The organism is Lactiplantibacillus sp. ME-2, assembly GCF_022549155.1.
GTDB lineage: Bacteria > Bacillota > Bacilli > Lactobacillales > Lactobacillaceae > Lactiplantibacillus > Lactiplantibacillus plantarum.
The window spans coordinates 26,927-48,137 of record NZ_JAKZEQ010000023.1 but is presented as its reverse complement, the minus strand read 5'-3'; the positions used below and the strand labels follow the sequence as shown (position 1 = coordinate 48,137).

The 21,211-nt window shown below is 43.8% G+C and carries 22 protein-coding genes and 1 pseudogene; 3 read left to right on the top strand and 20 right to left on the bottom strand.

All coding sequences use genetic code 11. The features are described 5' to 3' along the window. Positions 1 to 32: 32 nt before the first annotated feature. The 14 genes from MMY95_RS09590 to MMY95_RS09525 all read right to left on the bottom strand — a co-directional run bounded on the left by MMY95_RS09590 (position 33) and on the right by MMY95_RS09525 (position 12,699). Positions 33 to 365: a PTS lactose/cellobiose transporter subunit IIA gene (locus tag MMY95_RS09590; RefSeq protein WP_015825253.1), complete on the bottom strand. Its 333-nt coding sequence runs from the start codon at positions 363 to 365 to the stop codon at positions 33 to 35. Positions 366 to 726: 361 nt separating this feature from the next. Next, entirely contained in the window at positions 727 to 1,737 is a 1,011-nt protein-coding gene (locus MMY95_RS09585; RefSeq protein WP_053267338.1) for a DUF4767 domain-containing protein, read from the bottom strand. A gap of 131 nt (positions 1,738 to 1,868) precedes the next feature. Further along, entirely contained in the window at positions 1,869 to 2,669 is an 801-nt protein-coding gene (locus MMY95_RS09580; RefSeq protein ID WP_053267339.1) for a fumarylacetoacetate hydrolase family protein, read from the bottom strand. A 203-nt stretch (positions 2,670 to 2,872) separates the two neighbouring features. Beyond that, positions 2,873 to 3,313: an Asp23/Gls24 family envelope stress response protein gene (locus MMY95_RS09575; RefSeq protein ID WP_003641176.1), complete on the bottom strand. Its 441-nt coding sequence runs from the start codon at positions 3,311 to 3,313 to the stop codon at positions 2,873 to 2,875. Between the two features lie 60 nt (positions 3,314 to 3,373). Then, a complete protein-coding gene (locus tag MMY95_RS09570; RefSeq protein ID WP_003644046.1) occupies positions 3,374 to 3,796 on the bottom strand; it encodes an Asp23/Gls24 family envelope stress response protein in 423 nt (140 codons plus the stop codon). Between the two features lie 14 nt (positions 3,797 to 3,810). Beyond that, positions 3,811 to 3,993 carry a hypothetical protein gene (locus MMY95_RS09565; protein WP_003641174.1) on the bottom strand — a complete coding sequence of 61 codons (183 nt, stop codon included), beginning with the start codon at positions 3,991 to 3,993 and terminating at the stop codon, positions 3,811 to 3,813. Between the two features lie 12 nt (positions 3,994 to 4,005). Next, positions 4,006 to 4,551: an alkaline shock response membrane anchor protein AmaP gene (gene amaP / locus MMY95_RS09560; protein WP_003641173.1), complete on the bottom strand. Its 546-nt coding sequence runs from the start codon at positions 4,549 to 4,551 to the stop codon at positions 4,006 to 4,008. A gap of 11 nt (positions 4,552 to 4,562) precedes the next feature. After that, positions 4,563 to 4,817, bottom strand: coding sequence for a GlsB/YeaQ/YmgE family stress response membrane protein (locus tag MMY95_RS09555; protein ID WP_003641172.1), 255 nt, complete (start codon positions 4,815 to 4,817; stop codon positions 4,563 to 4,565). A gap of 240 nt (positions 4,818 to 5,057) precedes the next feature. Further along, complete coding sequence (locus MMY95_RS09550) at positions 5,058 to 6,905, bottom strand: acyltransferase family protein (protein ID WP_003641171.1); 1,848 nt, start codon at positions 6,903 to 6,905, stop codon at positions 5,058 to 5,060. Further along, positions 6,895 to 7,278: a hypothetical protein gene (locus tag MMY95_RS09545; RefSeq protein ID WP_097558256.1), complete on the bottom strand. Its 384-nt coding sequence runs from the start codon at positions 7,276 to 7,278 to the stop codon at positions 6,895 to 6,897. The genes MMY95_RS09550 and MMY95_RS09545 overlap by 11 nt, the downstream gene beginning before the upstream one ends. A 594-nt stretch (positions 7,279 to 7,872) precedes the next feature. Next, complete coding sequence (locus MMY95_RS09540; RefSeq protein WP_013355305.1) at positions 7,873 to 8,229, bottom strand: hypothetical protein; 357 nt, start codon at positions 8,227 to 8,229, stop codon at positions 7,873 to 7,875. Positions 8,230 to 8,295: 66 nt separating this feature from the next. After that, positions 8,296 to 9,360 carry a DUF4767 domain-containing protein gene (locus MMY95_RS09535; RefSeq protein ID WP_225914147.1) on the bottom strand — a complete coding sequence of 355 codons (1,065 nt, stop codon included), beginning with the start codon at positions 9,358 to 9,360 and terminating at the stop codon, positions 8,296 to 8,298. Positions 9,361 to 9,362: 2 nt separating this feature from the next. Further along, positions 9,363 to 9,953 carry a hypothetical protein gene (locus tag MMY95_RS09530; protein ID WP_033098993.1) on the bottom strand — a complete coding sequence of 197 codons (591 nt, stop codon included), beginning with the start codon at positions 9,951 to 9,953 and terminating at the stop codon, positions 9,363 to 9,365. Positions 9,954 to 9,987: 34 nt separating this feature from the next. After that, positions 9,988 to 12,699: an SEC10/PgrA surface exclusion domain-containing protein gene (locus MMY95_RS09525; RefSeq protein WP_054519334.1), complete on the bottom strand. Its 2,712-nt coding sequence runs from the start codon at positions 12,697 to 12,699 to the stop codon at positions 9,988 to 9,990. A gap of 162 nt (positions 12,700 to 12,861) precedes the next feature. Here MMY95_RS09525 and MMY95_RS09520 point away from each other — a divergent pair, with 162 nt between their 5' ends. Further along, on the top strand, positions 12,862 to 13,176 hold the full coding sequence (locus MMY95_RS09520) for a helix-turn-helix transcriptional regulator (protein ID WP_021355861.1): 315 nt from the start codon (positions 12,862 to 12,864) through the stop codon (positions 13,174 to 13,176). Between the two features lie 131 nt (positions 13,177 to 13,307). Here MMY95_RS09520 and MMY95_RS09515 read toward each other — a convergent pair whose 3' ends face one another. Together MMY95_RS09515 and MMY95_RS09510 are read right to left on the bottom strand one after the other, a co-directional pair. Beyond that, positions 13,308 to 15,812: a CAP domain-containing protein gene (locus tag MMY95_RS09515; RefSeq protein WP_053267342.1), complete on the bottom strand. Its 2,505-nt coding sequence runs from the start codon at positions 15,810 to 15,812 to the stop codon at positions 13,308 to 13,310. Between the two features lie 496 nt (positions 15,813 to 16,308). Beyond that, positions 16,309 to 16,992: a CPBP family intramembrane glutamic endopeptidase gene (locus MMY95_RS09510; protein WP_053267343.1), complete on the bottom strand. Its 684-nt coding sequence runs from the start codon at positions 16,990 to 16,992 to the stop codon at positions 16,309 to 16,311. Positions 16,993 to 17,539: 547 nt separating this feature from the next. Between MMY95_RS09510 and MMY95_RS09505 the strand changes: the two genes are divergently transcribed. Next, positions 17,540 to 17,908 (top strand): helix-turn-helix transcriptional regulator, encoded by a 369-nt coding sequence (locus MMY95_RS09505; RefSeq protein WP_021357386.1) that lies wholly within the window; start codon positions 17,540 to 17,542, stop codon positions 17,906 to 17,908. Between the two features lie 232 nt (positions 17,909 to 18,140). Further along, positions 18,141 to 18,509, top strand: coding sequence for a hypothetical protein (locus tag MMY95_RS09500; RefSeq protein WP_021730181.1), 369 nt, complete (start codon positions 18,141 to 18,143; stop codon positions 18,507 to 18,509). A 567-nt stretch (positions 18,510 to 19,076) separates the two neighbouring features. Here the strand turns inward: MMY95_RS09500 and MMY95_RS09495 are convergent. The 4 genes and pseudogenes from MMY95_RS09495 to MMY95_RS09480 form a co-directional block, all read right to left on the bottom strand. Beyond that, entirely contained in the window at positions 19,077 to 19,346 is a 270-nt protein-coding gene (locus MMY95_RS09495; protein WP_054519314.1) for a helix-turn-helix transcriptional regulator, read from the bottom strand. A gap of 6 nt (positions 19,347 to 19,352) precedes the next feature. Beyond that, positions 19,353 to 19,517: pseudogene (locus MMY95_RS09490) on the bottom strand (type II toxin-antitoxin system RelE/ParE family toxin); the annotation flags it as partial. A 104-nt stretch (positions 19,518 to 19,621) separates the two neighbouring features. Next, complete coding sequence (locus MMY95_RS09485; protein ID WP_053267346.1) at positions 19,622 to 20,488, bottom strand: nucleotidyl transferase AbiEii/AbiGii toxin family protein; 867 nt, start codon at positions 20,486 to 20,488, stop codon at positions 19,622 to 19,624. Continuing rightward, positions 20,485 to 21,078, bottom strand: coding sequence for a type IV toxin-antitoxin system AbiEi family antitoxin domain-containing protein (locus MMY95_RS09480; RefSeq protein ID WP_053267347.1), 594 nt, complete (start codon positions 21,076 to 21,078; stop codon positions 20,485 to 20,487). The genes MMY95_RS09485 and MMY95_RS09480 overlap by 4 nt, the downstream gene beginning before the upstream one ends. Positions 21,079 to 21,211: the final 133 nt, after the last annotated feature.

Below are 21,211 nucleotides of genomic sequence, written 5' to 3'. Positions count from 1 at the left end.
GCGACCTTTCACTCGTCAGCTTAACGTTCGTATTAAGCCGCTTCTGGCTCCCAGCGTTCAAAAGCGCCAATCAGATTCTCAGTCATCTGTAACTCGCCCATCACGTTGACTAGTGCCGACTGGGCATTCATAAAGAGTGTCGAGTGCACAAACCGTTGAGCCTTGGCATTCTCGATCAGTCGGCGTACCTGTAACCGCTGGGCCGTTAGCAATTCAGTTTCGGCCTGACGTAATTTTTCACGCGCCGCCTCGTAGCGATAGGCCGCAATCTCGGCTAAGGCAGCCGCAATCATTGACCGGGCGCTGCCGATTTTCAAAATCATCGTCATCGTAAGGTTGAGCGTGTGTTCCATATTTTTCTGCATGTCTACACCTTTTTTCTTTAGATTTCCTACTCTTTGACCAATCGTACACACTTGTGTTGACGGTAATCTTCATCGTCGCGCCATTCCCCCAAATGACAGCAATCATGATCGACAATCAGCTTTAAAATGTCGTGCCGTTCACATGAATGCGCCGGCCGTTAGATGTCTTGACACCGTTAACTTATGTCATAGTATAGCATTATTTTCAGAAAACAATTCCGACTTTTTCAATATATACATAAACTTTACAAAATGAAAACCGGGGCAATTTACGTGCATTTGTCCCGGCTTTTATATTAATATTATATTTTCACAGTGATTAATTTATCCCTGCCCGCACTACCGATCATGACACCCTTAATTAATCTAATGAGTCAGCGGCCGGACTGGTCTTTGATTCATCCCCATATTGCCAGTCACGCATTTGATTTGCCGCGGCTGCTGAAGGATAGGCGTTATTATCGAACCAGGCCCCCGCACCACTAGCATTCATTAAGACTGGAATTTGGCGGCCATCAAAATAATGATAACGCACGTATTCAAAGTTACCGGCCCCAGCAGTCTGCTCGGCCCCCATAATATGAATCCATTTTTGTCCCTCAGCTGCCACATAAGATAGCTTCAACCCGTCGGTATCATTTTGCGTCATCGAATTAATCTTGTGATCGTACTTATTATAGTAATACCAAGTCCCCTGATAACCTTGAGGCCATTGATTAGCCTTCGCATCACGACTCATGTTCACGTTCAGTGAACTATCTGTCAGCGTCGTCGGTCGACTGCCCGTAATGATCTTAGCAAAGCCGGCTTGCAAAGCACTGTTCTGCGTATCATGAATGATCAACTCGTCCCCGTTGGTCGTCTGAGTCACAAAGACGACTGGTCGCCGATGATGGAGGCAAAAGAAGTACGTGTTTGGATATTGTGCTTCCGCCTTACCACCCGTTGCGACCGCCACCACTTGAAATTCACTACGATCTTCGCCGTCTTTGGACCACTTGAGATCCACTGACTGCGAGCCCCACTTGATTCGGCCTGCTAAGCTACCATTAAGCAAAGCATTGGGAAAGCGAAAGCCTAAATGATCCGGGGCCTTGTCATCATACGTCCCGACATAGGTCTGGCCCATCTCGCGTTGCCACGAGGCCATAAATGTCGATAAGGCTGCTTCCTTGCCCGTATTCCACAAGGTTGCCTCAGCCGGTGATGAAGAATCACTGCTAGCGGTATTTTTTTGGCTAGCGGCCTGCTTTGCCGCTACCTTGGTTGACGTTGCTTTTTGACTCGTCTTGGGCGCTGACGACTTGGGCGACGTCGCGCATCCCGCTAATAATAAACTTCCTAATAATAATCCGACCCACACCTTTTTCATGTTGCTCCTCACCGGTCCCGTACCGGTATCCCCCTATTCAATAATTACTTTTGTGGTACCAAAAAAAGTCGGCATTGTGCTGGGCGTTACAATATAAATCTTCACCCATCTCACTTACCGACTATGGCTATTTACTTAATCGTGATATTTAACGTCCCTAAATGTGTAATCTGACCGCACAGTTGATCGCCGGCTTGCAAAAAGACTTGGGGATTGCGACCAACGCCGGTTCCACTAGGCGTCCCGGTAAAAATCAAATCACCTGGTTGTAACTCACAGACCGTCGACAAGTAGTGCACCAAATCCGGTACCTTGAAGATCAGTTGGCTCAACGACGCTTGCTGCATCGTCTGACCATTGACGGTGGTCGTGATCACCTCATCGTCTAAGTTAGCTAATTCATCGACGGTCGTTAACCACGGCCCAACTGGTGCGTAATTTTCAAACGATTTACCCATTGAAAACTGGGGATTATCATTCTCGAACTGAACGGCTCGATCAGATAAGTCTTCACCAACCATCACTCCGGCCACGTGCGCCATTGCATCAGCCGTCGCAATATCGCGCCCACCCTTGCCAATCATCACGACTAGCTCGGTTTCCCAGTCGGTCTCAGGGCCATGCGTCGCCACGGTCACGTTCGCTGGTGCCAGTGAACTACTAAACTTCGTAAAAATACTTGGAACCTTCGGCAGCGTAATGTGGATCTCCGCCGAATGGTCGCGGTAGTTCATCCCCACCGCAAAAATCTGTTGCGGGGCCGTGATTGGTGCCGCTAATTCTTGCGGCGCAAACGTTTCAAGCGAGCCAAGTTTCCGGTCCGCTGCTGGCATATGTAGCGCTTCCAAAACTGTCTTCGCATTTAAAACTATTTGTCCATGCTGTTCATCCGTAATGATAAACGGTCGGTTGGCCCGCATGCCAATTTTCATATTAATCACCTCATTGATATTATTGTACACTCATCTCATGAATCATAACAATAATGATAGTTGCGTGACGGTCATTCCGGACAATCTTCATGAACATTCAAACGCAATTACGAACTTAGCTCAGGATATTTCTTCATGTAACGCTCATCACTAAAAAAGGTACCCGCCTAATTTGCGAGTACCTTTAACCATTACGGCTGCCATTAATGTGGGCCGTCATCCTTTGGTTCTGGGTGTTTCTTTTCTGGTGCTTTTTCTTGCTTGTCATTTTGTTGCCGCCACTCTTCTGTCGTTAACATGTCTTTAACGACTAATTTTAACTTAGTCACTTGATAACCAGTCATTGATTTAACGGCCTTGGCAACCTTATCCGCCACCCGTGCTAGAATCTCCTGACCATTCTTACCATAAGCTAGAATGGCCGTCAATTCAATTCCAACCGTCTGGTCATCGTCATCGGTATCCACTGAAACGCCGGTCTGCGGGCGATCCTTATCCGTAAAGCGATTGGAAATATCATCAATCAGATTTCCCTGTAAGCTCAATACCCCTTCAACTTCTTGGGCCGTGTTACTAGCAATCTTTGCCAATACCGTATCGTCAAAAACAACTTCTGGTTTTAAAGATGTCGCTGTTGCTTCCATCAAAATTCCTCCTTGTTTTGTCAAAAATCGTCTTACCAATGACTACTCTAAACGACCGTGCTATTCAACTTGCCGCTTATCTGTTGATTGATCCGTATTTGGTTTGCCAGTGGCCTGATCTTGCCAATCACGCTTGCTCATGACGTCACTGACATGTACCTTAATTTCAATGACCTTCAAGCCAGTATACCGTTCAACATCTTGCTGAACACGTTGACAAATTTGATTGAAGATTTGTCGCATGTCCTTACCATATTCAACGATCATCGTCATATCTAAAGCAACTTGTTTCTTACCAACTTGGGCGTCAACCCCCTGCGTCGGGTCAGCTTCATCACGAAAGCGGTTCGTTAAATTGCTTAACATGCCGCCTTCTAGGGATAACACGCCGTCAACATTGCGTGAAGCTAGACCGGCGATTTTTTCAATCACACCGTCATCAAACGTCAATTGAGTCTGTAATTGTTGTTCTGGTTGTGCCATTGTAATTCCTCCCATTATTTAGATAAATACTCACTCAACTTCTGACTAACTGCAGCCAAATCGACGTGGACAAACCGTCCAATCGCCCAGCCGATCAGCCCTAAAACTGCGACTAATAAGACTGCCGAAAAACTGGTTAATACCCAGACGATACCTAAAAGCAGTCCAATCAGAAAACCATACTGTGCGTTACTCATCAGGACCCTCCTTTACACCACGGTTAACTTACGCTGGTGATTTGCTGGCTTAACTTGCACTACCGGTTGTTCGACCGTCAATCCCAATTGATTCTTCAAATAGTCCTGTGCCAAGGTTGCCGCCTGTTGGGCCGTGGTTTCTAACGATGCGTCAGTATTAACCATCGCATCAATCTTTACTCGTACCCGGCGACGACGCCGTAATTTCAAGTGAACCTCAGGATCAATTAGATTCAACTGATTAACGAGTCGGTACTGCAAATCACGTTCCAAAGCCCGTTGCGGAATCGTTAACTGGCCAACCTTGCCATCATACGTCAACGTGCTGACTTTAACTGGTCGAAACAAGCCGACAATTACCAATAAGATACCAACGATTCCGGCAATAATGGCAAAGACCATCAATAAGATACTCCAAACCATTGGGTAGTTAATCGTCAGATCAGCTAACCAGGACGTCAACCACGGGATCGGGTACAACTGACCCAGTTCAAAAACCGCTAATAACACCAATACAATTCCGACTAACGTCACCGTAAACTTAGCTAAGCGGCTCATCTAATCACCGCCTAACGTTTCTTACGCATGCCGAAGATTGCAGAAACGATTAATACTAAGATAATAGCACCTAAGATTGAGGGTACCAATGCCATACCAGCTAACGAAGGTCCCCAAGTTCCAAGCAATGCTTGACCAATCCAGGCACCAACTAAACCGGCAATAATATTGCCAATGATCCCCATTGGAACGTCACGGCTGGTAATCGCACCTGCTAACGCACCAATGACACCACCAACAATTAATGACCATAGCCATCCTAACATTCTAATCACTCCTTACAGTTATATTTGAGTACATGCTTATGATAACCATAATTTAATTTTGGGACAATTAATATGCACACTGGTCGAATTGTCACTTAAAATCTGAACAATTACCATCAACGAATCCCGCCGCTTCGCAATTTAACCACAAACATAAAAAAATCAGCCTGCCAATTGTTACATCGCAAGCTGATTATTTCTATTAAATTGACTACTAATAACTGCTCTGACTTAGCTAGATTAGGCTGGTTTAGCCGGAGTCTGTTTGGCTGCCGTCAATGCTTGATTGATTACCTTGGCGTATAAAATATCACCAGCCCGAATGCCACCGAAGTGTACGCCATCCGTCCCTTTGAAAACTTCTGGATGTTGCGCCGCAATCTTGCCCCAGTCGGCAACCGTAATGAACTTATACTTAGCTGGCAGACGCCGTTCCAAAACGGCCAACTTTGATGAATTCCAGTCAGCATCGGCCCGGGCATTATAAGGTGTCATCAGAATCAACTTGTGCCCCGGCTCCAAGTCATGAATGATCTTCATGGTTTGTTCTTCGTAATCATCCAGCGCGTTGGTCCCAATACAAATCACCACGTACTGCCGTAACGTATGGCTTCGCTGCTGGTTCATCATGACTTTATATGCCAGGTTCATCGTCCGATCGCCCTCCGCATCAATATTGCTGTTCGCGACGTGATCGCCCAGGTAGCTCCGCGTCCCCAGCGTGACACTGTCACCAATAATGGAAACGCCTGGTGCCTTTTCTTGGTCACCTTTAGGCGTTGCCTGCTTCTTCTTGGGCGTCACGGCCGCGAGCACAGCTTCATGAGTCGTTCCGATTTTATCAATATCTTGGTAAATCCCGCTCACCCATAAATTCTGTTCCAGTGTCGAAAGTTGCGGCGCATTTTTGACTACGACCCCGGTATTAACTGCCAACAACACTCCTGCGGTGATAACGGGTAACTGCAACTGTCGCCACGTCACTGTATGACCGAAAACGTGGGCGCGTTTGCCCGCAATCACTGGTTCTAACACGTAGTATGACAACGCGGATAGGATAATCGACAGTACCGTCGTGAGCAGCGCCGCCAACCAGTTGACCATCATGTGTGAAAAAATCACGTACAACGGCCAGTGATAGAGATACACGCTATAGCTCACATCCGCTAAGAACGTCATCCACCGCGGTTCCTTGAGGTTCGGCGTGTGGTCATGCAACAACCGGGCGCCATAGATCATGATGCCAGCGAGTACAGTAGCCAGTAACAGCCCACCCTGATACGTTTGTAGCGCATCGAACTTCATCCGGTCGCCTAAAGCAACTAACAATATAAAACTAATAAGCATCACCGCGCCCGCAATGATCGGATTGCAGTGCGCCGTGGTCCAACGATAGATTGGCCCTTGAGCTTTGATGCCGCTCAGGACACCGATAAGCCCGCCGACAAAGAACGGAAAACAGTGGGTCAGACTTGAAAAGTAGACTGGTGAAAAGTCCTTTAAGCCGACCGCGCCAAAGTACATCATGACAAAGCTTTCAATCGCAAAGGCAGTGGTCAACAGCCCTAAGCCCCAACGAAAACGGGTCAATGCGCGCCGACCACTCGCCAACCGCCGACTGATTTTAGCGACCAACCACGCAATCAGGCCCCATAAAATATAAAAGTGCATTTCAACCGCTAATGACCACGTATGGACAAATAAGTGCGGAATAAACTTGTTTTCATAACTGCCACCCGTCGCAATTTCAAAATAATTAGTCGTAAATCCGAGAGCCGCCGCGACCTGCTTACCAATGTCGGTCACAAAATCGTGATCAATCAAGTAAGTTAGCGGTAGCACCAATAACACCGCAATAAATAATGGTGGCACAATTCGATAAAACCGGCGACCATAGAAAGCCATTAGTTTAAAGTTATCCGAACGAGCAAACTCGTCCACCATTAATGACGTAATCAAAAACCCTGAGAAGGTAAAGAAGATGTCCACCCCGATAAAGCCACCAGTAAACTGGGTTTGGAAAAAGTGATACGTCAATACCAGCACGAGTCCCGTTATCCGTACTAAACTAAACCATTTAATCCGCATTTTCTAACTTACCGTCCCTCGTAATTTTTTTGGCATAAGTCTTGTTGCCGACCCGCAGTTTGACCACACCATTCAACGCACCCTTGCTGAAGTTGCCTTGCAAGCGCCACCCGTTCGGTGCAATGAATTCGCCTGCACCTTCAAACCGGCCATTGGTAAAATTACCCACGTAGCGCCCCTGTTTGTTAACCTGCAACGTACCCTGACCGTCAAACTTGTGCTTCAAAACGGCTCCGCTGTAGCTCATCCGTCCGTGATCCAATTGCACACTTTGCTGCTTCGCCGTTGATGGTGTTAGACTGATAACGGCAAAAGTGACAATACCGATAATCGTGATAATTTCAAAGACCATTCTGCTACTGATTTTTCCCATACCTCTATTCCTTTCACAACCTTAATTCCCCTTGTAATCAACACCACAGACTCTCCCATTCGTCTACGGGTTTACACAGACCATCTCAATCATTGCCCAAAAACAATGATTTACAAGTAATAGCACATATAAATTTGTTTAATTAAATAATTAAAACAGTTCTAATAGTTATACTAATTAATATATTACTAAATATTCAGTCTATCGGGTAGATGAAAATTACCACTTATTGATTTTTCACCATCATCTACGTCAACTTTGATAAACTCAACTAAAAATCAATCATAACTACTCTGAGACACGAAAAAGCAGTCAACTCATCGCATTTGACTGCTTTTTTAAGTAATTACTTTCATCGTTACAGCAAATCAGTTCCAGTCACCCAATTTGCCCTGAGCAACATATCAACAAAGAATTGACAATATCTCAAAGTAACCGACTCCGTCTGAGCAGTACTATGCACCCTTGCTGATGGGCAGCGCGCTACACGTATCATAGTTTGAGAATTTCATTGTCTTTTCTTCAATATACACTACATTTAAGCATGTGCTACCGACTGACCATCCAATTAGTGACCGCCTTTTGCTATTATGCTTACTCTTTTTTCATTAGCTGCTGACCATTTTGTATTGATAATACTTTTTTATCTTTAGAAAGTTTAGCAGTCGCTCCATTAGCGGTTTTGCCCTCAAAGGTTACCTCATTATCTTCCACATTAAATGTGCCGCTATATTTGTCCCTGTAAGTTTTTTTATGTCCCAACACGTCAACCGTTTTTACGACTGTTTCTTTATAGTTTTTGCCATCAAAAACGATCGTATCGGTTCCCAATTCTTCACTTGTACTTGTATACGTTCCCTGCAAACCGCGTGGCTTCAGTGCAATTATGGCAATCACAATCACTACAATACCAATAATAACGCCGATGATACTTTTCTTAGAAACTGTCATCTACTTCCTCCGTTGCTGTATATACTTATTTACCTGCATGACGATCATTCAAGCTTTCATTTTTTATTAATTCCTGGCAATTCGAACAAAACCCTCTTTAAGTTTCACATTCTCAGTCTCTCCCAGAGTAGGCGTCCCATCCCGGCTTTGATCAACGAGCACGATTGGGCTGTCATTTCTAAACGCAAAGAAATAGGTAATATGGTTAGGCAGTGGCGGCTCGGTCCCATCGTGGTTGTAAATCGCGACAACGTTGTATTCATGTGTGCCCTTACCACTGGGTGCCCAGGCAATCGAAGCCCGTTGTCCCTTGACGATGACATCCGACAAATCACGCGGATACAATAATCCGGTCGAAATGTCTAACTCATGCACGCCATCATACTTGGCATAATCCTGGTTCATTGTCTGTGACCATTGCGTCATAAATGCGTCTAACTGCTTGTTTTTGCTAGTATTCCACAGCACACCGTCTTTCTGATTAGCTGCTGTTGTTGAACTAGTGCTTGTCATATTTTGTGCAAAGACCTGCGTATAATTATTATTACTAGTCCAAACGGTAATTAAATTCTGACGGTTAGTGCTGCCAGTACCGTCAACTTGATAATCACTAGTCGTACCGGCTGGATAGAACGTCATTGCCCAATTACTACCATCATCGTTTTCAGTTGAGACACTGAATATTTTGCCATTATTACGAAGCTGGGTAACCTCATTTTTACCATCAACCGCAATACTATTTTTCGTGACGGTCAACGTGCCAGTCGTAATCTTATCTTTAGCTATCGATAATTGCCCGTTGACCTGACTAGTATCAAATTCCATACCATTACCTTTATGATAGTTCACTTTGGCACCAATCATCTTCCAGTCACTACCCGTCACACTACGATAATTGCCGGTTTTAATTTCAGCCAGGTTCATACACGTTCCGGTTGCTGTTGTCTTGTTTGTTTGTGAAGATGCCGCGAGACTTTTGCGTGCTGATGAAGTCCGTTTACGCGTTGTCACACTCATTGACGAACTCGATGCGCTAGCCGGACTTTGCGCATTTTTCCCGCCGCATGCCGACAGGGTCACTAACATCACGATACTCGTGGTACTCAGCACGAATTTTTTCAAGCCATTCATCATTATTTCCGTGAATTCAACGCCGAAATCGTTGAAGAAACCGCAGCAATTCCGGAATTGACCGCCGTTGCGTGCGCATTAGCTGCAATATCTGCTTGAAGACTCTTGATTTCTTCCTGTGCTGCCAGCTGATCTTCTTGGAAATGCTGCGTTTCTAAAAGATTGAAGGCTTCTTGTAAATCCCGCGCTCGATTTTCATTCACTAACTTCCAAAGCCGTAACGCATCCCAGTAATTGTAGAATTTCTCTGGGAACCCATTGGCCTCTTGTTGATAAACTGGATTAGCCAGCTCTTGTTGTAAGCTTGCTTGATCTTTTTGAATCACCTCATTAGTTGGTGACAGATAGTGCAGATACTTGAATACGAACAACCCGATGGCAATGGCCGCACTAGTAATGACCAGGCTGGCGCCACTTTGCAACAGTAACGCCGCCACAGCCAAGATACCGAATCCAATAATCGTTTTATGGAACCGTTTCTTATCCTTAGCTAATTTATCCTGATCAGCGGCCAGCGCCTGTTGCGCACTAGCTACCCCCGCCGTAGCGCTTCGCTTATTTTTCAAAAAGTCCAAAAGTTCTTCCCTCGTCATTTGCTACTTTCCCGCTTTCTATTCCAATTTTTTATTAAATTCGCTTACGACGCTTAGTTACACCCAGTAACCCAACTAATCCAATCACCATGAGTCCTAGTACTGAAACAGTACGATCAGCCTTTTCATTCGTTTGTGGTAACGTGCTAGTTGATTTAGTGGTAGCCGCAGCCATTGCGGCTTTCCGTTGTTGCAAGGTTGTGGCCTGCTCAGCACTCAACGCGCGATGTGCCTTCAAGGTCACCGTGTCACCACCCGTTGTAGCGTGTTCAGTACCTAATGCGTACTTCGTATTCAATGTAGTACCGCCACCATTAGTCATATCATGTTCAGTATTTGTCATACTTTCCCCTTGGGCCGACTTAGACTGGCTCGTCTCCTGGTTTGTACGATCAATGGCGTCATTAAGTGCTTTAGTCTGCAATAACTGGTCTAGTTTAGCTTGCGCCGCGACCAATACTTGCTTAGCCACATCAGCAACTTGTTGTAATTGTTGGTACGTCACTGCATCACTGTCCTCAGTTGTTTGAGCAACCTTAAGCGCTTGAACCGCCTGGTCATAGGCCGCTTGCGCATCAACAACGGCTTGCTTAGCGGCTGCCAAATTAGCATCCGCATGCGTCAGTGAATCCAAATACACTTTCTTATTAGCTAACGCTTGTTGCCCAGCCTTTAGCGCAGCCTCCGCATTCGCCAACTTGACCTTAGCTTGGGCAAGTGCTTGATTAGCGGTTGCAAGTTTAACCTTAGCCGCAGTTAAGATCGCCTGCTTTTGGGACTGAACCGCTTGCGCAGCTTTTAGCGCCGCTTTGGCATCACTCAATGCTTGCTGCTTAGTGGCATCACTTGCACTAGTTTCATCAACAGCTTTTTGAGCAGCGGCAACCGCAGCCGTTGCCGTTTTAACAGCAGCTTGAGCGTTGGTTAAGGTAGTTTGGGCATTAGCTTGTTGCTGCTTAGCGGTTGCTAAAGTAGTTTTAGCTGCAGTTAACGTATTCTGGGCCTTGGTCGTATTGGTATTTGCCGTTGCTAAAGCAGTCTTGGCGGTATTCGTAGCCGTCTTCTTAGTGGCAAGGTCGCTTTCTAATTGCTTGATTTCATTAGCGCTGACTGTTTCATTTTTAATAGCCGTCTTATCAAATTTACTTTCGTCGACCCAGTACGAAGAATCCTGAGGAACAAACGCGAAGTGAGAATCAAAATTAAGTGTTTTCCCCGGAGCACCTAGGACATTCTCACCAATACTGTCGCTAAAGGACACACCAAAATACTGGTCTTTACCATGAGCTGCAGCGCCCAAAATGCTATTAGCATGGCTCCATTCTTCGTCATTAGCCATAAATGATTGTAACGAAGTAAAAATCATTTGCTTAAAATCATCTAAGGTTAAATGCCATTCACCGAGATTAGATGTCGCTTTTGCAAGGGCAGCATCTTCATACATGTTAGCGGTTGCCTTTGAAAACAGTCCATTCTTAGCGGCAGCTCGATTAATTGCTGGAACGTCATGGGCATTTTCAACCGCTAATATCCACTGATCATCAGTGACTTCATCAGCAATATCACCAGCAAACTTGACACTACCATTTGTAACAATGACATGTGGCGCCCCAAATTCATCCCGCATCGAATTAATTAGTTGGGCGGCGTACGTTGATAATTGGCTTAATACTTCGGGAGTCAAATCTTGGCGACCATTGATTTTGATATTCTTATCGACCGCGTTCGACTGAAATTTAAGCATCTGACTCATTGCGTCAGATGCCTTGATTAGGCGCTGAACAACGGGATAACTACTATTTAGATTGTAGCCTTCCGCGTCATTGTATGCTTTCAAAGCATTAACATACTCAGTACCTAAAGTAAAAGTTTGGGTGCTCCCCTGATGTTGGCTAGCGTCATCCAACGCCTTTTGCGCCGCAGCTTGTGCTTGTGTCGCCGTATTAATATTTTGTTGGGCAGCACTTTGGGCTTGATTAGCCTGATCAACACTCGTTTGCGCACTCGTTACTTTGGTCTGTGCATCACTAACTGCCTGACTAGCCTGCTTCGTTGCATCATTAGCCTGCTTAACATTGGTTTGTGCTTGACTTAGATCTTGTTGCGCTGTTGCCAAGTTTTGTTGGGCCGTCGCGCTGTCTTTGCCGTCCACAACGTCTTGGGCATGGTTGACTTGTGTTTGCGCGTTAGCAACCGTTTGATTAGCTTGCGTCGCATCAGTATTCGTTTGGTCGACTACAGTTTGGGCGCTATTCACACTGTCACCAGCCTTGTCAACGTCCGTTTTAGCCGTATCAACCGTTTGCATTAATTGCTGATTTTGATTTTGTTGGTTAGTCACCGCGTCTTGTGCTTGGTTAATCGCATCATCAGTCGCACTATCTGCAACTTGTTGTGCCTCGGCTTCGGCGGTCTTGGCCGTACTCAAATCAGTTTGCGCTTTAGTCGTTGTTGCTTGCGCAGTCGACGCTTGGCTTTTTGACTGTACCGCGGCCCCTTTAGCTGCATCAGCTGCCGTTTGCGCCTGCCCCGTCTTATCCTTGGCATCATTTACAGCAGTTTGCGCATCCTTAATGTTTGCATCAAGTTCTGATTGACTCGTCTTGGCCGTTTGCGTCTGCCCCGTTGTCGTATTATTAGTCGTTGGATTGGTCGTATCGGCTTGTGCAGTCGTTGCAGTTCCAATCGCCGTTGCGCCTGCAGCAACTAAAGCCGTTGACATCAAAGCAATTCGCGATTTTTTCATAATAATTTCCTCCAATAGTCTTACATCAACAAAACACACTATAAAAAAGAGTATTAATAATCCTTTTCTAGCATTTATAATATCATAAAGAACGCTATTTTAGTATATCTAATACTACTGTTGTATTTTAAATACGACTGTTTTCTATAAAATGAAGTTATTATGACAATGGAATATTTTGGTGACAAATTAAAATCATTAAGAAAAGCAAAGAAGCTAACTCAAGTTGAGCTAGCGCAACAGCTCGACATTTCCAAATGGGCTATTACTTCTTATGAACAAGGAAAGACGTACCCTAGTATTGAAGTTTTAATCAAAATTTGTTCGGTTCTCGACACATCATCTGATTATTTACTTGGAATTTCTGACAAATTACCGGTTAAGATGAGTACACTCGGTTTTACAGATGAGGAGGTCCGATTGTTACTACAGTTCTTAAATCTATTTCAGCAAAACAGAACACCCATTGATAAATAATCATATCGATTGTTAATGCTTTCACTCATTTATCCATAAAAATAACCTGAGTTCCAAATATCATTGGTTTGATATTTGGAACTCAGGTTATTTTATCTGTTTATTGTTGAATAAGAATTCAACGCTATAAATTACGCATGCTTGCGTGGCTTAACTAAACCAAATAGTGCCAAACTGGCGGCAAATAATCCCACTGCCATCAAACTCGATGACTGTTTTTCATCCGTTTGTGGTAAAGCCGTGGCCTGTGCGGCAACTGGCTGTTGTTTAGCTCCCGCAACCAGCTTAGTTGTTGCATCGCCATCTGAAACATCTACGCTAGTACTCGTGGCATTAATGGTACCATTGCTATTCGCTACGGTTTTAGTAGCTGTCGCATGTGGTGCGGTAACACCAGTCGATTGGTCAACATTTGTTGTTTCAGCAATTCCATCAGCCGCCGCAGCCGTCGTCGTTGTAAATTTGTTAGCTTCGACGCGTGCCAAGAAGGCTTTAGTAGCCGTTAAATCACCTTGTGCAACGGCGAGATCAACTCTGGCAGCGCCGAGCACCTGCTTAAGTTGTGCTAAATCGGTCTTTTTACGATCCAGTTGCGCTTTTCCAGCAGCGAGTTGCTCGTTTGCTGTATCGACTTGAGCCTGCCCTTTTGCGAGTACGGCCTTGGCAGCAGCGAGTTGTTGTTCAGCCGTAGCAATTTGGGCCTTCATGCTTGCAATCCGTGCGGGCAAGGCCACGATTTCGGCCGCCAATCGGGCGTTTTCAGCGGTCAAATCGGCTACCAATGTCTTGGCACTGGCTAAGTTTTTAGCGGCTTGCGTGGCAGTTACTTGTGCCGTAGCCGTCTTCGCGATTGCTGTCTTCAAATTATGAACGGGCGATAGTTGTTGCTGTTGCGCCGTTGCTAATCGCCCTTGAGCTTGCGTCAAAGCAGCATTAGCCACCGTCAAACTAGTTGCAGCGACTTGAACTTGGGCCTGTTTAGTCGTAACAGTCGCTTGTAAGCCACTTGTCTGGTTTTGTAAAGCCTGTAAACTGGCATTTTGGTTAGCCAGCGTGGTTGCTAATGTCTTCCCGGTATTTTGTAAACCATTCAAACTAGCCGTTGCAGCAATCAACGTTGCGTTAGCCGCCGCAATCTTCTTCGGATCAGCGGGGGCCGTCTGGACGTAATTGAACGTGACAGCTGGTAAGGCCTTAGTCCCAGTAGCGGCATTCGTATGGGCATTGTCGAACAAATCAACATACTTGTCTTGCTGTGCTTCCGTCATCCCGGCATTATTGACTTCAAATGCCGCCACGTGTTTGGCCAAGTTGATGGCTACTCCGGCATCACCAGTCGAGTATATTAGGTTGACGCGGTGACCAAAGGAACCGGACTCAATGTTATTGGATTCATCATACCAACCCATCACAGCATTATAGGCCGTTTCTTGATCGCTCATGAACCATTGCGGATAAACTTGTGTTAAATTTTCTGCATAACTTGAGCCAGTATGATCCAAGCCACCGTCGACTTGGGCAGCTGCTCGCGCAATCGCATTATTTTGCAGCGTCGCCGTCTGTTTCAATGCTGGTTGACCATTCAGCGCCCGTAGCTGATTGATATATTCAAACATATACTGATTGATTTTATCCGCATTAGGCACATACTTGCCATTACTTGGATAGGCGACGCTGACTGTTTCGGCCCCAGTCAATTGAGATTGTGGGAATTCGGCAGCGTCATACTTATTTTGCGATTCTGTCGTGGTCGTTGGCCGTTCTGCTGCCGCTAAAGCTGCTTGAGCTGCGGTCATCTTGGCTTGCGCTGTGGAAACAGCTTGATTATTCGCATTAATTTGACTGGTCGTGTTTTGAATCGCCGTCTTGGCAGAACTGATTGCCTGGGTATTTTTATTAACCGCATCTTGCGCTGATGCTACGGCCACTTTAGCTTGATTTGCTTGGGTGGCCGCTTTTTGCTGGGCGGCAGATGCTTGATCGACCGTCGCCTGTTTAGCTGCAGTGACGGCACTGGCTGCATCGGCATCAGATTGGGCCGTGGCCTGTTCAGTTTTAGCTTGCGTCAAGGCCGTGTCAGCCGCGTCCTTAGCCGTTTGTGCTTTCTTCTCGGTAGCTGGCTGGTTGGCGATAGCGACTTTGTTGGCCGCAACTTGCTGTTGGTCAGCTGGAATTTGTGTTTCAGCTGCTGCCATTTGCAACTTAGCAGCGTCGACTTTATTTTCAGCCTCAGCGAGGACCTGATTGTTAGCATCCAGTGTTTGTTGTGCACGGTCAACTTGGGCCTTACCAGCATCATACTGGGACTGCCCGATCGCAACTAGTTGACTTTGATTAGTCACTTGCCCCTGCGCAGTCGCCACTTTAGCTTGTACCGTGTTAACTTGGTTTTGAGCCGTGGCTACGTTCCCCTTGGCAGTCTGCACGTTGGCTTGATACTGTTGCTGACTAGTCGGTTTGACCGTTGCTAACTTTTCGTTAGTTGCCGTCTGAGCGCTCCCCTGCGTGGCACTCGTCTGATTCGTCGTATCGCTGTTATCAGTTGCCGTGTCGGCCTGCGCATTGTTAACACCCAATTGGGTCCCCACGAATAATGCCGCAGTGGTAATACTGGTATATAATAATTTCTTATTCATAAACTCACTCCAATAAGTTAATATAAATATCATTATAAACCAATGATGTCATAATGCTAGGTGGTGTTTACACCCTTATGTCCTGATTGAACATTGGAAAGCCTTATTTAATCAGGACTATTATGAATTTTAGTCGTTGAATAAGTCGCAAATCAGGAAATACCATTGTTCCAATTTTACAGTATAAAGTTATTTTGATAATCAACAACTGCTAATCAAACATTACCTAGTTATCATTAATAGCCACTGTTTTCAAAAACAAACGAAACTGGTGTGGTATATTTCTATCCGATTAACGACAGTCTTTCAACAATTCGTATCAGATTGTTAGATAAACATTATTAATGACGTTACCATAACCAATCCCTATCTATTATTAACTCAGCCCTACCAAAACAGGCAGCGCCCAAAATTTGGACGTTGCCTGTTTTTAATCATTACACATCACGCGACTAATACGCGAATGTCAACCGCTATGTCGGTAGGATAACCTGTGTTAACGCGAAAGCAAGGTCAACATGCCAACCATGGCTAATGAATTATTGATAATGTGCAAGGCGATACTATAGCGAATATCGTTGAACCACACGTACGTAAAAGTCAACACGACGGCGATCGGTAAGTAGGCTAGTAGCGCAGGGCTAAACGATAACGTATGGGCGAATGCAAATAACAAACTCGCAAAGACTAATGCCACAGCGAAAGTCACCCGATTCGTGACTCGTGGGAATAGCCAACGATACATTAGCCCGCGAAAAATCAGCTCTTCGACAATCGGTGCCAGTACTGCCATCAGGACAACATTAATGACTGGGCTAGTAGTAAATACCTTGTCCAAAATCACTTGGTTTTCAGGAGTCTGTTTCACAATAAGTCCCGCCAACACGTTGCCTAACTCAACCAGGATAAATAGGCCCACTATTGTTAACGCCGGACGTGCCGGTCGTGATAAATTGGTCACGATTGGCGCTTGGCGACGATAAATCGTTACCAGCCACCAAATAAGTAATCCGAGCAAGACTAAACTTGCCACTCCGGCAATTAGTGTTGCCGTGGCCGAGAACCCGTGTCGAATTGCTGGCATCATCGTGGGAATCATGGCGAGTTGGTATAGTGCGAATAGACCAATTAGTTTAACGATATTGAGGAGCCAGGTGACAATAGAACGATTCGATTTCAAAATTTTCCAACCTCCTTATATGTTTGCATCAGCTTTTCAGCTCGTTTTGGATTAGTCCGCCAAGCTGACTAAACATCCACTAGTGTCCTTGCCATAATACCATAATGAAGACCATTTGATTGTGAACAATCACCTCTTCAGAGTGAAATTATGATTGCACTATTTGACCAGTCTATCTTAAAAAATCACAATCATCAGAAAACAGTGATCGTTTTAAGTCTAACCACCTATTTTTAATTATTTATCTGTTTGGAGAACTCTGCCGATATTTCAAATCATTATCTCCGTATATATTAAAGGGCGAAAAGTCGTATCCAAATCTAGTAGCATCCTAGGAATAGAACCATCATCTAGATAACACTTGATACTAATCTATTTTGTTCCAACAACCTGAATGCATTATAATTAACAAGCAATTAATTTATATCAATAAACCACGTTTTATATTAAATAGTTTATTTAAATAAGTTATTTCTTAAATTTTTTATTTAAAAATATAAATTTTACGTTTAAATATTATACAATACGTTCATTGGGAGACTATAACATGCCAGCAAAAACACAAAACAACTTCATTCGAAGACTAATTAATCTTCGTGACAGTCGGAACTGGTCAAAAACTGAGGTGGCCAGGAAATTAGGGCTGAGCAGTATGCAGCGATATGCCAACTATGAATATGGCACGAATGAGCCAGACTTGAACATGCTTAAACAGATTGCAGAGCTATATGATGTGACGACCGACTACCTGCTGGGTGAAGATAGCGCACCTAAATGGATTGCCAGAAAAGATACCATTGACTTGAAAGAATTGCTCGCAACTCATGTGGATTCGATGACATACGGGGGCGAAAAACTTACGGAAGAAGAGCGCCAACAAGTACGAGTAGCAATGGCCGTCATCTTCTGGGAATAAGGCTAACCGCGACTGTCGCCCCTTACGATGAGGTATCTTAATGTTCGAATCAAGTTACTTGGGCACGCTTATGAGAATTTTACTTATCGGCAAGAATACTGGTCACCTTTGTTTATTTATAAGAAAAACTAACCTATCAATACGGGGATTAATGGTTTGGGTAGGCTTCAACAACTTATGTCCAATAAACTGATCGACATGAAAAGCTGTTAATAAAGGGAGGAGCTTCAACATGAAGACAAAAAATTTAGCACTTACTAACGGGATTGTAGGGCTAGTTGGCGGTATTATCTTATTATTCGGGGGCTGGTTTATTGCTGGTGGCGTTCTAAACGACGCTGCCACTGGATCGGTATCAAGTACATCTGGTACGGCCGCTTTCCTAAACATCTTAAAAATTGCTATTTTAGCACTAGGAATTATTGCATTAATTTATTATAAAGGTGATAAGCGTGTCGGTACTGCAGCAGGCGTTTTACTCATTGTCGGTGGTGCAATCGCGCTTATTCCATTCTTAGGTTGGATTGGTGGCATTCTCGCAATTATTGGTGGATCTTTATACTTAGCTTCATTAAAGCATTTTAGCCAACCACAAGCATAGTCCAATCTGCAATCAGTTAGTAATATCAGCCCTTAACGGGGCTTTTATTCAGACCTAAAAAGAACGTGCGTTCTAATTACGCAGTCCAATTATAAAAGACCGTTCAATTAACGAATCCTAACAAACCTTTTGAAATTGGAAAACAATACAAATATACTCGCACTAAGCACGCATTCCTTACTGCTGATATGCGATTACTTATGGTTAACAAAGTTATCAAACACTTCCAAATTCATGGCATCTACTATCACCGAATTTAGAACAAATAAGAAGATCTGATGTTGATACTGCACTTAAAAACACCCATGAAACGTTAACTGATGAATGTAGAATAACAATCTTTCCCGGATTCCAAATACTATTTAATTGTGTTCCATCTACTCTGTTTTATTTATAGAATTATTCTATATCCCCAAAATCTAAAAATGAGACTCAAATGAGCTTATTAACCCACTTGAGTCTCATCTTTTGCACCTAGAGCCATAAAACATTCAAGCAACACCAGTATCAGTATTTATTAACATATGCGGAATATTTCACTGAATTATTTTTCATACCGAATTATACCTACACGGATTCTCCAGATCTGAGTCTCATTTCAATCTCTAACCCAAGTCCATGCGCATACCGATTCAACGTTTTTAGCGATGGTATCGAGTCAAGCCGCTCAATCTTTGCCAATTGTGGTTGCTTCATTTCAATTCGTTCTGCAAACGTTTTTTGTGAAATACCACGCTTAATTCTTTCTGACTGTAGCTTACTGAGTGTGTCAATAATCGACATTTCGTCCTCATCAATACTTGTAATGGATTGCTTATAATCTTTCCAAGTTGTCATCGTCCATTACCCCTTTCTACTTATCCAATCTTCTAGCAACCTAATTGCCCGGTCAACTTCCCGCGAATCAGTCCTATTTTGTTTCTTCGTATAATGACTTAGCAAAACAAAGTGATCTCGTTTCCACGCTGCGTAGAAAAATCGTTCTGGCATTGGTCGTAATTCCATCAGTTGGGTAAAGATACCCTAGCTTGAAGGTCATTAAGCCAGTAACCTAAAATCTCTAGCATACTTAGTTGATGGGTAAACTTTTTCGTAGCTTTTTAAAATCAAAGTCATATCTGTTGCTCAAGTCCAGACTTCTTAATAAGGTCAATCGCCGCATCACACGTTATACCAAAATCAATTCCACGCGCATATTCATTGGACTTTTGATAAGCAATCCATAATCTTTGAAGACTTGGACTGGCTTTAAGAGCTGTTAATACTGAAATATAGGCACCTAATTGATCAGCTGTTTCTCGTTTTTCAGAAGTCGCTTGTATCGCCTTTTTCAATATATTAAACTTTATTTCAGCCTTACTCTGACGATTGAGCAAATACAAATCATAAAAATCCTTCAACCGTGTATTAGCATCTGCCCGGCTAACAATCGTCTCCAACTTCTCAGCAATGATGGTTTCAACTGTGTACGCCATAATTTGGATAGTCCGATCCTCAAGTATCATTTTATGTCCATATTGCATAGCGCGCTCAGTAATCACATCTCCAGTTGATATATCAATCTTAACATCAACTCGTGTAGTATAGATTTGTGCACGGATATGAATCCGGTAACCAGAATACTCATCATCTTCCCTAATTTCATCGATTTTAACAATTGATAATTTGATGATATCGTCAGGCAATTCAATGTCACAAATTTCTCGAAAAACACTTTTCATTTTATCTTCTGTGACTGGTAAACCAACAATTGAGGTATCAATATCACGTGTTGAGCGAGTGTCAGTACCAATTAGTGATGCAAGCAAGAAACCTCCTTTTAGTACAAGATTATTTTGGTAAGGTGAATTAGAGATTCTATCAATCAAATCATCTAAAATAATCTCCTGCAACATAATCTGTGGTGTGATTTTTCTTTCCTTTGCCAATTTTCTGATTCTAGCCAGAAACTGCTTCTGGTCAGTAAATTCAAGTTTCACAGTAGGACCTCCATATACGCTCTAATCTCTTCTTCTACTTTAAATATTCTTGCGTACGTCATTAATTGGCGGAGATTTTTTCCTTTCCGATGGGTATAACTATTCATTGCTTGTTTAATTGTCTCAGCATCAGACCTATCTCGCGTTCGCAGGATATCACACAAGGTACGCTCAACATCGTAAACCTTAACTAGATGTCCACCAGGAGTTTTAGTTGTTGTTATACCAATTTCATAAAGCTCCTTTTTTTGCCGATAAATCTTGATTGGTGCATCGTTTTTAGTACTATACGCGTATGGCAACGGAAAGTTCATTTCGTAGGTACTTGGCGTTCGATCAATCATTCCATAAAGGAAAAGTGCTGTGTCTTTGAAAAAGATACCTTTCGAAAGGCTATACTGTAGTGCAGCAATATCGTCGCCAAACTCAAGTGGATCAATATAAACACCCGGTGCTAATCTTTCTAGCTGTCCATGAGCATACATGTTGCGTAACACCCTAGGTGAGATACCCATTAAATTAGCAGTTTTAGACGTAATTTGACCACCATTCTTATTCAAGTACACAATGATCTCTTCTCGTTGGCTCATTGGTTTCACCTCAATCTAAAAGTCCGTTTTATACTCAAATCATAACATATAGTGAGTAAAAAACGGATAAATTGATTTAGGACTTTGGGAATTTCCCGTTAGTCATAATTTTTTCATCAAATGAGTACTTTCT

What these genes read in the sequence shown, in the direction of transcription:
- MMY95_RS09545 (WP_097558256.1), bottom strand. Translation starts at nt 7,278, where the DNA reads ATGGGAAAAATCAGTAGCAGAATGGTCTTTGAAATTATCACGATTATC.
- amaP (WP_003641173.1), bottom strand. Translation starts at nt 4,551, where the DNA reads ATGAGCCGCTTAGCTAAGTTTACGGTGACGTTAGTCGGAATTGTATTG.
- MMY95_RS09530 (WP_033098993.1), bottom strand. Translation starts at nt 9,953, where the DNA reads ATGACGAGGGAAGAACTTTTGGACTTTTTGAAAAATAAGCGAAGCGCT.
- MMY95_RS09480 (WP_053267347.1), bottom strand. Translation starts at nt 21,078, where the DNA reads ATGAGCCAACGAGAAGAGATCATTGTGTACTTGAATAAGAATGGTGGT.
- MMY95_RS09525 (WP_054519334.1), bottom strand. Translation starts at nt 12,699, where the DNA reads ATGAAAAAATCGCGAATTGCTTTGATGTCAACGGCTTTAGTTGCTGCA.
- MMY95_RS09565 (WP_003641174.1), bottom strand. Translation starts at nt 3,993, where the DNA reads ATGAGTAACGCACAGTATGGTTTTCTGATTGGACTGCTTTTAGGTATC.
- MMY95_RS09575 (WP_003641176.1), bottom strand. Translation starts at nt 3,313, where the DNA reads ATGGAAGCAACAGCGACATCTTTAAAACCAGAAGTTGTTTTTGACGAT.
- MMY95_RS09535 (WP_225914147.1), bottom strand. Translation starts at nt 9,360, where the DNA reads ATGAATGGCTTGAAAAAATTCGTGCTGAGTACCACGAGTATCGTGATG.
- MMY95_RS09550 (WP_003641171.1), bottom strand. Translation starts at nt 6,905, where the DNA reads ATGCGGATTAAATGGTTTAGTTTAGTACGGATAACGGGACTCGTGCTG.
- MMY95_RS09585 (WP_053267338.1), bottom strand. Translation starts at nt 1,737, where the DNA reads ATGAAAAAGGTGTGGGTCGGATTATTATTAGGAAGTTTATTATTAGCG.
- MMY95_RS09590 (WP_015825253.1), bottom strand. Translation starts at nt 365, where the DNA reads ATGCAGAAAAATATGGAACACACGCTCAACCTTACGATGACGATGATT.
- MMY95_RS09520 (WP_021355861.1), top strand. Translation starts at nt 12,862, where the DNA reads ATGACAATGGAATATTTTGGTGACAAATTAAAATCATTAAGAAAAGCA.
- MMY95_RS09555 (WP_003641172.1), bottom strand. Translation starts at nt 4,817, where the DNA reads ATGTTAGGATGGCTATGGTCATTAATTGTTGGTGGTGTCATTGGTGCG.
- MMY95_RS09540 (WP_013355305.1), bottom strand. Translation starts at nt 8,229, where the DNA reads ATGACAGTTTCTAAGAAAAGTATCATCGGCGTTATTATTGGTATTGTA.
- MMY95_RS09495 (WP_054519314.1), bottom strand. Translation starts at nt 19,346, where the DNA reads ATGACAACTTGGAAAGATTATAAGCAATCCATTACAAGTATTGATGAG.
- MMY95_RS09505 (WP_021357386.1), top strand. Translation starts at nt 17,540, where the DNA reads ATGCCAGCAAAAACACAAAACAACTTCATTCGAAGACTAATTAATCTT.
- MMY95_RS09500 (WP_021730181.1), top strand. Translation starts at nt 18,141, where the DNA reads ATGAAGACAAAAAATTTAGCACTTACTAACGGGATTGTAGGGCTAGTT.
- MMY95_RS09515 (WP_053267342.1), bottom strand. Translation starts at nt 15,812, where the DNA reads ATGAATAAGAAATTATTATATACCAGTATTACCACTGCGGCATTATTC.
- MMY95_RS09580 (WP_053267339.1), bottom strand. Translation starts at nt 2,669, where the DNA reads ATGAAAATTGGCATGCGGGCCAACCGACCGTTTATCATTACGGATGAA.
- MMY95_RS09570 (WP_003644046.1), bottom strand. Translation starts at nt 3,796, where the DNA reads ATGGCACAACCAGAACAACAATTACAGACTCAATTGACGTTTGATGAC.